We start from the raw sequence: 11,731 nt of genomic DNA, 5'->3' as shown, positions 1-11,731 counted from the left end.
GGCGGCGCAGTTCCCCTGGACGGATGACGGGCATTGCGTGGTGCGGGAAGCCTCCAACGAATGGCCGATCCTTGCGGAGCGGTGCTTTCACGCTCTCGATCGGGACAGGGTCAGGTTTCGGGATGTCACCAAAAGATGCGCTGTCGCCTACGCGGATGCAGCCGCTCCCGCAGTCGTGGCCCTCTGTGTCTTCGCGGCACCCGAGATCGTCGTCGGTGCAGTGATTGTTGTTGGCGCGGTGGTGGTGGCAGCCGCCATCCAAGAGGGTATTGATGCTTATCAACGGAACGCAGCCCGCGAGCGCGCGAAGCCCAAGACTCAGACACGGCTATCCAATCAGCAGGAACCCGTGACGAAGAATCAGCCGATCCGACGGAGCGCCCGGAGTGCAAGCCAATCCCGGTGCGGCACACGGGCGAAGATGTCCCCCATAACGAGTGCGCCGATCAGTTTCCGCCCAGCCGGTATCCCGGAATGGATGTGCTCGTGGGCGGTGCGCGCTTCGATGCGCTGCAAGTCGGCGTGCGCGTGCTGTGGGAGATCAAGACCCATCAATTTGACAAGTACAATGCCTATATCCGGGTCAGGAGATTGAGAAGGAACTCAAGCAATTGAGCAAGGAGCGCGACGCTGCGCGGGCCTGTGGATATGACTTCGTTGTTGGCGTGAGCACCCAAGCGCACAAAGACGCGCTACTCGCTCTCGCTCCCTTCCTCAAGATCGTCGTCACGGGATGCAAGAGATGACTACTCAAAGCACCCTGATTCTCATCGTCTATGCGCCTGCGCTTGTGGGTGACGACAACCGCACGCTCGCTGCCGTCCATGGCTTGGAACGGGCGTTGCCCGGCTTGCGCCTGGAGTGGAGAGTTACCGAGAGGCGACGGCTTGCCGCGTTGCCACAGCGCGATGCGTGGTTGGCTGAGGAGGCCACGCGCGGCGAGTTTCCGATGGTATGTAACAACGATCTGCGTTACCCCGTGATGATTTCCGGGCTGCACCGCTCCGCGTATGAGAGCCCAGGCGGTCGGCCACAGCTCCAAGTCCATGCGAAGTTGCCGCTAGATGCGGCGGTTATCGCGGCAGCGGCGGAGATGCTGGAGCGTGTAGCGGAGGGCACACGCTCGTTCTGGGGGCGTGCGACGCCGGATGGCGCTGCGCTGGACATCGCGTATCAGACAGCACCCACGCTGGAAGGGCCGCCGTCCCCACGCCGGGGGCTGCCCGCCCTCAAACTCTTCGAGGATATCCGCGCACCGGAGATTCCCTATTACCTCGGATGGCTGAACTACTGGTCGGAAGCTGCCGCACGAGCCATCGGATTCCCAGACCCCTTGCGTGACGCCGAGCTGCTCTCACGGGCGCGGCGCACGGCGTCGGGCGGGTGGGTGGTGCAGCTCACGGATGCACCGCTCGATCTCGACAACCCCGCCCATCTAGAAGCGCTCTTGCGGACCTACGAGCGCTTCCCGGAGATCGGCGGGCGCGTCACTCCGGGCTGAAGGAGGCTGCTGCGCGTCTCCTGGCGCGCTCCACAGGCCCGAAGTGGCACTGTCAGACGTGCGCCACCGGGTCGAGTTGGAGAGCTGAGCCCCGCTGCGGCCCATGGCGCGCGTGATCCACTCGAAGCATCTCTCCCCCTGCGCTCAGGAGCTGAAGGCTCCCGGGGCTACGATGGTGCACGGGGTGGTACCCTTCCCCAACTCTATCGCCAAGGGTCACCAGGTCAGTTGCAGCCCTGGTTGGTCAGCCACGTCACGCCGCTGTTCTTCTGGGTCGTGCCGTTCGAGCCGCCATAGTCCACTGAGCACGTGCTCCACACAAAGTGCGGGAGAGCCGAAACCGGGGTAGCTCCAATACGCGCTGGGCTCATTCTCCCGGGCCGGGCTGATGGTGATGAGCGTCATGGCCATTCTGGGCCGAGCGCACCTGTCGGCGCAGGTGCCTGCCAAACGCGTTCATCACGAACATGTGCACCCGGGCCTGGGTCTGCGTGTAGAGCCTCCACGGCAGCCGGGGCTCGAAGTCGTGGATCGCCGTCAACGCATGGCGGCCTCCCGGCATCACTCGGAACTCCAGCCGCCCTCGTACCGGTTGCTGTGAGCGCGCCAGCGCGCCTCCCGTGATGTAGTAGAGCACCCGGTCCGCTGTGCTCAGGTCCTCGCTGTAGCTGAGCACCAGCAGCGGCTGGCGCAGCCACCGCAGACTGAACGTGAGCGTCCGCTGCACATCCCGCTCCACCCGCAGGAACGGGCGCATGAAGCGCGGCAGCCACCCCCGGTACTCGTCCGACAGCCAGAGGGCATCCTTGTCGGGAGGCAGATATAGCCGCTGCACCGAGCGCACCGTGCGCGGCGGCCTCCGGCGTGCCGGGGGCTTCTTGCGCGCAGGTGAATCCTCCGCCTGCTTCAGCACCTGCCCGAGCGCCTCCGGGAAGGGAATGAGCCGCTGCCCGGGCGCCACCAGCCGATGCTCCTGGGAGACGACCATCGGGTGCGCCAGGCTCTCCACCAGCGGCCGCACCAGCGCCGAGGGCGTGCGGCTCACCAGCGTCACCCACGCCGATGACAGCCGAGGCGTCAGCAAGGGCACGTCCAGCAAGGTCCGCTTCAGCCCCAGCACTTGGGCCGTCTGGAGCATCATCTCCCGGTACGTGAGCACCTCCGGCCCGCCGATGTCGTAGTGCTGCCCGTAGAGTGCCCGGTTGCCAATGCTGTATTCGATGAGCGCCAGCACATCCTCGAGCGCGATAGGCTGGGTGAGCGTACGCGTCCACCGGGGCGTGAGCATCACCGGCAGCCGCCGCACCAGGCGCACCAGGATGGGCAGCGACGAGGCATGCGGCCCCACCACCAGCGCCGCGCGAAGCGCCGTCACGGGCACTCCGTACGCGGACAGCGCGCGCTCCACCTCCAGCCGGCTGCGCAGATGGCGCGACAGCCCGGACGTCTCGGGCACCAGCCCTCCGAGGAAGATGATCTGCTCGGCCCCCGCCTCGCGCGCGGCGCGAGCCACGTTGTCGGCCATCAGCAGGTCCAGATCCTCGAAGCGCGCCTGGGTGAGCCGCGCCGAGGGTTGCATGCTGTGCACCAGGTAGATGATGTAGCGAGCCCCCGCCAGCGCAGCGCGCGTCTGCGCCAGCGAGAAGAGGTCCGCCTTGCGCCACTCCACACCATGAGCGTCCATCCCCGGGGCGTGAGAGCGTGACAGGCCCGCCACGCGCATGCGAGGCGAGAGCCGCTCCACGAGCGCCCCGCCGATGTAGCCACTTGCGCCGGTGATGACGGTGAGGGGTTGCAACGAGGTTCCTCCAGGGCGCGTCGCGGAGCCGCGCGGGCAAACTACCCGAACGCCCCGGCGCTGCCGCCAGGGCCCACGCCGCAAGGGTGTCCACGTGACACTTGCGCGATCGCCCCCGCTGGTCGCGGCTTCACGGCTCGAGGCGGACGAGCGCGGCGCCCCGGTACCGTAAGAGTTCGCCGTCCCCCGTCTGGACAGAGCGAGGAGATCCGCCCGGTGGCGCGGGGACGTTCCTCAGCGCGGAGACTCGCGTGCAGCAGATTGCGCCCTGTTCAAAGCGCCAGAGTACAGCCTACCCGAGTGGCAGATCGTCGGGCGGGAGTACACTCTGGAGGAGGCTCGCGCCGCCCACGTGTTGTGACGCACCCCAGGCGGAGGACTGAGTGACGCAAGGCTTGCCCCAAAGCGTCGTGTTCCTGACGGGCATAGCCGCTCGCTTTCCTCCTCCGGCTGTCGCCGGTGCGAGGTAGGCTCTGGAATCCTCGTGGCTCGATGAAGAGAGGGATGCTCTTGAACCAGAAGCTCCTGTACCTGATCGCCGCGCTGCCGCTCATGCTGGGGGGCTGCTTCCTGCGCACGGACTATGTCCTCCAGTCCTTGAACAAGCCCTCGGACAAGAAGCCCGAGGAGGCGCCCCCCACCCCCGTCAGTGACCGCGTGGCGCGACTGACTCGCGCCCAGCTCGTGGACGCCTACGTGGATCCGGAGACCGTCGCCAAGTGGATGTCCGCCCTCGGGGGCTCGCCCGAGACGCTCATCGACCATGCGGCCTGTCTGGCCGAGACGGCCGGCACCGACAACAGCCGCTGCTATGAGGCCTTCAGCACACGCGCCATCGTCGCGCCGCTCTGGGGCGTGCCCGCGGCCCCCGAGTCGCTCAGCCCCGGCAAGCCTCCCGCCGCCGAGGTCGATGCGGCCCGCTTCCTGGGCAATGCCCTCGGGATTGGCCCCTCCCTGGTGACGCTGGAGACGGCGCTGGGCCGGAGGCTCACGCAGGAAGAGCTTCGCACCGGAATCAAGGAGGGCGCCGAGGCCGCCGCGCAATATGTCCACGCCCGGCGCTGGCACCGCACGCTGGGCCACCCGGCCACCGCCATCGTCATGAGCGGAGGCGCGGCCAATGGCGCCTTCTCCGCCGGGTTGATCTGGCGGCTGCTCGGCATTCTCCAGCAGTGCCGCGGCAAGCCCGCTCCCGAGGGCTGTGCCGACGCCCGGGTCGATCTCGTGGCGGGCACCAGCACCGGCACCTTGATCGGCACGCTGGTGGATCTCTTCCACACCCCAGGCCAGGAGGACCGGGCCCGCGAGATGCTGATGAACAACTACACCTGCTCGGTGGAGTCGGATCTCTACTGCGTCAACTCGACCTGGATCTGGAAGCTCAACGACGACCTGCCCGGGCTGGTGCGCTTCGATGGGATCGATCGCAAGCTGCGCGAGGCGGTCATGCCCGCCATGCTGACCAACGGCACCGAGCTGGTGGCGGTCTCCGTGGATTACAACTCGGGGGATGTCTTCAGTATCAGCGACCAGGATCCCTTGGATGTTCCCCCGGGCGAGTCCAACCGGGTCGAGGGGCTGATCAACGGCATCATGGCCTCCATCGTCGAGCCGGTCCTCGCCGAGCCCGTCAAGTCCGTTCCCGCTTCGTCGGGCCAGCGGCCGGGCACGTACCTGGATGGAGGGGTGCGCTCGGGGCTGCCGCTGTTGCAGGCCGTGCAGCGCGGCGCCGAGCGGGTGCTGGTCATCTCCACCGGGGGCATCGATCCGGATCCCTCGCCCGAGTCCAAGTCCAAGAACGCCTTTGGCATCCTGATGCGCACGCTTGATCTGTTCGTCGCGCAGCCTCGCGTGGGCGAGGTGCAGCAGGCCGAGTTCATGGCGGTCGCTCGGCGCATGGCCGAGTACAACGTCTGCAAGGACCGGCTGGTGGGCGTCAAGGGCACCGAGGACTTCTGCCGCCGCTCGGGTACGGGCTTCGAGCCCCCCACGGAGGTGTCCCTGCGGGTCGAGGCGCAGACCAGCATGTGGATGGGCCCCGCTCACTTCCCGGAGGTGGCCTCGAGCTGGCGCTCGGCGCTGGTGTTCCGTCCGAGTGAGGATCAGGCCGCCAGTGGCTACGCCTTCAATCCCCAGGTCATGCGGCCGCTGTTCGCGCGAGGGGTGAAGACCTTTCAGGAGCGGTGCAAGGAGATGCTGCAGCTCTTCTCCATCACCGGCGCCATCGCTCAGGGTGAGTGCGCCAAGCCCGCAGAGGACGTCATCAAGGAGGCGGAGAGCCGGTTCGTCCTGATCGATCAGTGCACGAAGGACAAGCCGGAGCAGCGCAAGTGCGAGTGAGCGATGAAGGCGTTCGCGAGCTGCTCCACGCGATCGCCTTCGGGCGCCTGCCTCCCGCGAGCGCTCCGCGGAGGCGCCAGGCAGGGGCCCACGCCTCACGGGTGGCGCGCAAGCACGCGCGGTGGTGGGAGGCTCGCAACGTGGTGGGGCTCTGTTACGCCCCCAAGGTGCGGTGCGGCCGCGTGGAGGATCTGGCCGTCCAGATCCTGGTCCGCGCCAAGCGCGCCAAGGGCCACGTGCCCGCTCACGAGCGGATCCCGGAAGACATTTCCCTGGAGGAGTTGGGGATGCGCGGCCGTCTTCCCACGGATGTGCGGGAGGTGCGTACGCCACGTCTGGAGACGCTGGTCAGCGACATGCGCCCCACGCTCCCCGGGTTCAACATCGGCCACCGGGGCTCCGGCTCTGGCACCCTGACGTGTGCCGTGCGCTCACTGGAGACGGGAGAGCGCCTGGGCCTGTCGTGTGCTCATGTCATCGCGAACAGCGGGCGCGCCGCGCCGGGTGAGCGGGTCCTCGTTCCTTCCCTGGAGCAGGCGCGCGCCACCGGCATGCTCGAGAACGCCCTGTTCGGCAGGCTGGTCACGGTCATGCCGCTCTCGGTCGACTTCGACAAGGCCTCCACCAACGTGGATGCGGCCACGGTCCGCCCCGATATGCCGGAGGCGCTCGACAACCAGATGGCCTTGCTGGGGGTCCGCCCCGGCGGGGTCCGCGCGGATGCGCCCATCGGCCTGCCGGTCCGCAAGGTGGGCTTCGCCAGTGAGGTGACGTTCGGCACCATCCTGGCGCGACACACGATCCTGGCCTTGCCCTACCCGGATGCCAGTGGCCGGTCCCGGCTCGTCTGGTTCACGGATCTGCTGGGCATCACGCCCTTCACCCAGCCCGGGGACTCGGGCGCGCTGGTGCTGGATCTGCAGGGAGACGCGGTAGGGCTTCACATGGGGAGCGCGGACGGCATGAGCATCTGCGCGCCCATTCAGCGAGTGCTCGACAGCGTGCGCTGTACGTTGGACACGGGAGCTCCGCCCGTCGCCTGAGTGCTCCGGGCGGTTGCACGGACGCGGCTTCAACGCTGTCTCCGCTCCGACAGGGGCCTCATCCCCGCGGACCGTACCCGGCGGCGGTCTCACCCTCTATCTATGCGCTCCCGCAAGCGAGTCCGCTCGCGTGCGGTCCTCCCCCTCCACAAGGAGTCCCTCATGAGCCAGGAGCAGTCCTCTATGAATGAGCAGCAGCAGATGTTCGGAGAGTCCATCAAGGATCGTATCTCCGAAGTGGTTCCTGAGCGGGTCTTGTCAGCCCTCAAGGACTGTCTGGGCACGGAGATGCGCGAGCGCGTCAGCGAGGCGGTGCGGAGCGCGATGAGCGAGCGCTGGGTGGGCATGCACATGCACCCGCAGGGGAGCACCCCCCAGCTCGACACCGAGCGCATCGCGGAGTCCATCCACCATCGCCTGGCGGATGCCATCCGCGACCGCGTCAGCACCGGCGTGCACGAGCGCGTGCGCGAGGTGCTGAAGGAGCGGCTGGGCGAGGCGCTGCGCACCGTCATGGTCGAGAACTGGATGAGCATGCAGCAGGGCTACGGCCAGTTCGACACCGAGTTCATCGCGGAGAAGGTGCGCAACCGTATCGAGGATGCCCTCCGGGAGCGGCTCAGCACCGTGGTGCGCGAGCGCGTGCGCGCGGCGCTCAAGGAGAAGCTGGGAGATACGCTGCGCAGCGCCATCGCCGAGCGGCGCATGCAGGGCTTCGTTCAGTTCGACACCGAGCGCGTCGCCGACACCATTCGCGAGCGCATCGCCGACGGCCTGCACGAGCGGCTCACCTACGCCGTGCACGAGCGCGTGCGCGAGGCGCTCAAGGAGAAGGTGGGGGATGCGCTGCGCAGCGCCATCTCCGAGCGGCGGGGGCAGGGCTTCGCCCAGTTCGATCCGGAGCGCCTCGCCGGCACCATCCGCGAGCGCATCGCGGAGGGCATCCGCGAGCGGCTCCACTCCTCCCTGCGCGAGCGCGTGCGTGAAGCGCTGCGGGAGCGGCTGGGGGATGCGCTGCGCAGCGCCATCTCCGAGCGGCGGATGCAGGGCTTCACGCCGGGCTTCACGCCGGGCTTCACGCCGGGCTTCGGTCAGATCGAGCCCGAGCGCATCGCCGACGCCATCCACGGGCGCCTGGTGGATGCCCTCCACGAGCGGCTCTCCAACACCCTGCGCGAGCAGATCAGCGAGGTGCTTCGGACGCGGCTGGTCGAGGCAATCCGTGACACGCTGGGCGGGACGATGCGCGCCGGGATGGGCGAGCCGTGGATGGGAGTCCAGCAGGGCTTCGCCCAGCCTGACACCGAGCGCATCGTGAACGCCATCCGCGAGCGCGTCAGCGAGGATGTCCGCGAGCGCGTGGCCGATGCGGTCCGCGAGCGCGTGGCCGATGCCGTCCGCACTGAGCTGAGGAGCGGCGTCCACCCGCCGCAGGCCTGACGGGCCCCGGGCCCCCCTGGGGGGAGGGGGCCGGTGACTCGCGCAGGGGAGGTGCGAGCCTGGGCGCTGCGGATGCCACGCCGCAGCGCCCTCGCACACGCAGATGCTGGAAGCCGAGTCAGACGGCTCGGAGTGGGGTGGCCTTCAAGCCGTTCGCACGGATGCAATCCATCGCGGGGGGATGTCATGGCGGAGAGAGCTGCAACGCTCGTACTTTCCGGAGGCGGGGCGAGGGGGGCCTTCCAGGTGGGGGCCGAGCGTGTCCTTCGCGAGGAGTTTGGTTTCCGCTGGGAGCGCATCTTCGGAGTGTCCGTCGGAGGCCTCAACGGCGCGCTCCTCGGCCAGCAGCAGTATGGGCCGTTGATGAACCTCTGGCTGGAGATCCGCGAGCTGGACATCTATCGGAAGGTTCCCTGGCCCATGGTGGCCTTCCGGATCGGCGTCCAGCAGAAGCTCGGGTTCTATGACAACTCGCCGCTGCGGGCGCTCGTCCAGAAGTACGCCGCGGGGCGGCCCTTCCGGGTCCCCGTCCATGTGGGCCGCGTCTCGCTCGTGTCGGGGGAGTTCGACATGGTCACCCCGGACGCGCCGGACTTCCTGGACGCGGTATGGCAGGGCGCCACCCTGCCAGTCCTCTGGGAGGCGATTGGCCCTCAGGCCTACGTGGACGGGGGCGTGCGCAATGTCTCCCCGCTCGGGGATGCGTTGCAGTTCAACCCCACGCAGATTGTCGTCATCCTCTGCAATTCGCTCGGCCCCGACACGGCCGGCTGCGCATCCGCTACGGCGAGGAGCTGGCCCGAGCGGTGATGGCGCAACAGGCCGCGATGAACGCGCCACCGCCCGTGCCCTCGGTGCCGGTGCACTAGACGCGCGCTTACTTCCTCTTCGAGGACTTCTTCTTCGCGGGGGCTGCCGGAGCCTCGTCCTTGGGGGCCTCCGTGCTGTCCGCCGCGGAGGCTTCGTCCCCCGCCTGCTCGCCCGGCGGCAGGCCCTGCTCCACCACCGACGCCGAGTCTCCCGAGGACTCCATCTCCACCGGGTGCTCGTCGCTGATGCCCTGCTGGATGGGGATGTCCTCCGGGGCCTTGGGCTCCTCCTCCTTGCCCTGCGCGGCCTCCTTGGCCGCCTTCTCCTTGGCGGCGGCCTCCAGCTTCTTCTCCGCCTTCGAGACGGCCTCTCGCTCCTCGAGCGACATCTGGGCCACGTGGCGCGAGTACTCCTTGTCCGACACCCCGTGCTTCTCCATCACCGCCAGCGCCGCCGCCTGCTCGTCCTGGATGGCCTGGGCCCGCTCCTCGTTCGTCATCTCCGAGGGATCCTTGTGGCCGTGCGCCGCGTTCACCTTGGCCTTGGCGGCCTGCTCGTCCCGGTGGATCTCCGCGATCTTCTCCGGCGTGAGCTCTACCTCCGCCAGGGCCAGGCCCGGCATGGCGACCCAGGCGGCGACAAGCAGGACGGACGTTCGGCGCGACATGACGGCTCCTCGAGGGTTGCCTCAATCTAGGGGGCTCAGGGGGACTCGGGCAATCCGCTCATTGGCCGACTCCCCAGCGCTCAGCCGTTCCGGCACCGCGTACAGCCCGCGTTGGCCTGGGCACACTGCTCGCGCGCCTGGACGCAGCGCGGCGGGAGATCCGTCCGGTCCGGTTGGGATTCCACGAGCTTGCACAGCTCCTCGGTGAGCTCGCAGGTCTGCCGGGCCGCCGCGCACCGATCCAGGCAGGACAGGGACTCGGACTCTGTCTTGAGCCGCAGCTCCTCGAGCTGGGCCGTGGTGTCGTCAATCCGGGAGTCCTCGGAGCCAGCCACCCGGTCCACTTGCTTGGGGCAGCCGGCGAGCACCAGGGCCAACAGGACAAGGCAGGGAGCGCGCATGGCCCTCCCTTATTCGCCGTCCCGCCTTCGCGTCCAGCCTGCTCAGCGTTGGCTGGGGCTGGCGGGGCGGGAAGTCAGGGGAGCTGGGACTGGACTGGCGAGGAGTAGAAGAGAGGAGCGCCATCGCCCAGCTGGCCGTTTTCGTTGAAACCCCAGGCCCAGAGTGTGCCGTCCAGCTTCAGCGCCAGGGTGTGGGAGGAGCCTGCGGCGGTGGCGCTGATGTTGGACAGGCCGGGCACCTGGACGGGGGAGTTGCGTTGGGTAGTAGAGCCGTCACCCAGCTGGCCGTAGTTGTTGTAGCCCCAGGCCCAGACGGTGCCGTCCTGCCTCAGCGCCAGGGTGTGGGAGTAGCCCGCGGCGATGGAGATGATGTTGGACAGGCCAGGCACCTGGATGGGGGAGTTGCGTTGGGTAGTAGAGCCGTCACCCAGCTGGCCATTGCCATTGTAGCCCCAGGCCCAGACGGTGCCGTCCTGCTTCAGCGCCAGGGTGTGGTAGGTGCCCGCGGCGATGGCGATGATGTTGGAGAGGCCGGGCACTGGGACGGGGGAGTTGCGTTGGGCGAGGGTACCGTCGCCCAGCTGGCCATCGCCATTGAGGCCCCAGGCCCAGACGGTGCCGTCCTGCTTCAGCGCCAGGGTGTGGGCGTTGCCCGCGGCGATGGAGAGGATGTTGGAGAGGCCGGGCACCTGGACGGGGGAGCTGCGTTGGGTGGTAGTGCCATCGCCCAGCCGACCATTGCCATTGGAGCCCCAGGCCCAGAGTGTGCCGTCCTGCTTCAGCGCCAGGGTGTGGGCGTAGCCCGTGGCGATGAAGCTGATGTTGGAGAGGCCGGGCACCTGGATGGGGGAGTTGCGCTGGGTGAGGGTACCGTCGCCGAGCTGGCCGAAGTTGTTGTAACCCCAAGCCCAGACGGTGCCGTCCTGCTTCAGCGCCAGGGTGTGGGCGTTGCCCACGGCAACGGCGCTGATGTTGGACAAGCCGGGTACCTGGACAGGGGAGGCGCGGTCGGTGGAGGTGCCGTCGCCCAGCTGGCCTTGGAAATTGTAGCCCCAGGCCCAGACGGTGCCGTCCTGCTTGCGCGCCACGGTGTAGGAGTCGCCCGCGGCAACGGCGCCGATGTTGGACAGGCTGGGCACCTGGAGAGGGAGGGCGTGGTTGGTGGAGGTGCCGTTGCCCAGCTGGCCGTAGTTGTTGAAGCCCCAGGCCCAGACGGTGCCGTCCTGCTTGCGCGCAAGGGTGTGGTAGTAGCCCGCGGCAACGGCGCTGATGTTGGAGAGGCCGGGTACCTGGACAGGGGAGATGCGGTTGGAGAAAGTGCCGTCGCCCAGCTGGCCGAAGCCATTGAAGCCCCAGGCCCAGACGGTGCCGTCCTGCTTCAGCGCCACGGTGTGGTAGTAGCCCGCGGCAACGGCGATGATGTTGGAGAGGCCGGGCACCTGGATGGGGGAGAGGCGTTGGTTGGTGGCGATGCCGTCGCCCAGCTGGCCGAAGCCATTGTAGCCCCAGGCCCAGAGCGTCCCGTCCTGCTTCAGCGCCAGGGTGTGGGCGTAGCCCGCGGCGATGGAGGTGATGTTGGAGAGGCCGGGCACCTGGACGGGGGAGTTGCGTTGGGTGGTAGTGCCGTCGCCCAGCTGGCCATTGCTATTGAAGCCCCAGGCCCAGACGGTGCCGTCCGGCTTCAGCATCACGGAATGGGTGTTGCCAGCAGCGAGGGTTTGTGCCGAGGCG

At 68.3% G+C, this 11,731-nt stretch carries 8 protein-coding genes and 2 pseudogenes; 6 read left to right on the top strand and 4 right to left on the bottom strand.

Annotation, left to right across the window (positions count from 1 at the left end; genetic code table 11):
* A pseudogene (locus ACJ8AT_RS06120) lies at window positions 1–746 on the top strand (DUF6310 domain-containing protein); the annotation flags it as partial.
* Window positions 743–1,501 (top strand): DUF5953 family protein, encoded by a 759-nt coding sequence (locus tag ACJ8AT_RS06115; protein WP_407736665.1) that lies wholly within the window; start codon window positions 743–745, stop codon window positions 1,499–1,501. The pseudogene ACJ8AT_RS06120 and the gene ACJ8AT_RS06115, both read left to right, overlap by 4 nt.
* Before the next feature lie 367 nt (window positions 1,502–1,868).
* On the opposite strand, the gene ACJ8AT_RS06110 is transcribed toward ACJ8AT_RS06115, so the two are convergent.
* Window positions 1,869–3,299: an NAD-dependent epimerase/dehydratase family protein gene (locus tag ACJ8AT_RS06110; RefSeq protein ID WP_407736664.1), complete on the bottom strand. Its 1,431-nt coding sequence runs from the start codon at window positions 3,297–3,299 to the stop codon at window positions 1,869–1,871.
* A 510-nt stretch (window positions 3,300–3,809) separates the two neighbouring features.
* Between ACJ8AT_RS06110 and ACJ8AT_RS06105 the strand changes: the two genes are divergently transcribed.
* From ACJ8AT_RS06105 to ACJ8AT_RS06090, 4 genes are all read left to right on the top strand, one after another.
* Entirely contained in the window at window positions 3,810–5,639 is a 1,830-nt protein-coding gene (locus tag ACJ8AT_RS06105; RefSeq protein WP_407736663.1) for a patatin-like phospholipase family protein, read from the top strand.
* Window positions 5,636–6,682: a hypothetical protein gene (locus tag ACJ8AT_RS06100; protein WP_407736662.1), complete on the top strand. Its 1,047-nt coding sequence runs from the start codon at window positions 5,636–5,638 to the stop codon at window positions 6,680–6,682. Before ACJ8AT_RS06105 ends, ACJ8AT_RS06100 begins: the two co-directional genes overlap by 4 nt.
* 162 nt (window positions 6,683–6,844) lie before the next feature.
* A complete protein-coding gene (locus tag ACJ8AT_RS06095) occupies window positions 6,845–8,122 on the top strand; it encodes a hypothetical protein (protein WP_407736661.1) in 1,278 nt (425 codons plus the stop codon).
* A gap of 72 nt (window positions 8,123–8,194) precedes the next feature.
* On the top strand, window positions 8,195–8,932 hold the full coding sequence (locus ACJ8AT_RS06090; RefSeq protein WP_407736666.1) for a patatin-like phospholipase family protein: 738 nt from the start codon (window positions 8,195–8,197) through the stop codon (window positions 8,930–8,932).
* Window positions 8,933–8,999: 67 nt separating this feature from the next.
* Here the strand turns inward: ACJ8AT_RS06090 and ACJ8AT_RS06085 are convergent, their stop codons facing one another.
* The 3 genes and pseudogenes from ACJ8AT_RS06085 to ACJ8AT_RS06075 all read right to left on the bottom strand — a co-directional run.
* Window positions 9,000–9,599, bottom strand: coding sequence for a hypothetical protein (locus ACJ8AT_RS06085; protein WP_407736660.1), 600 nt, complete (start codon window positions 9,597–9,599; stop codon window positions 9,000–9,002).
* 80 nt (window positions 9,600–9,679) lie between these two features.
* Entirely contained in the window at window positions 9,680–10,000 is a 321-nt protein-coding gene (locus tag ACJ8AT_RS06080) for a hypothetical protein (RefSeq protein ID WP_407736659.1), read from the bottom strand.
* A 74-nt stretch (window positions 10,001–10,074) separates the two neighbouring features.
* Window positions 10,075–11,731, bottom strand: a pseudogene (locus ACJ8AT_RS06075) (RCC1 repeat-containing protein); the annotation flags it as partial.

This window comes from Hyalangium sp. (assembly GCF_045802625.1).
Lineage (GTDB): Bacteria > Myxococcota > Myxococcia > Myxococcales > Myxococcaceae > Hyalangium.
Note: the sequence above shows the minus strand (reverse complement) of the source record. Positions and strands in the feature narration are given on the sequence as shown.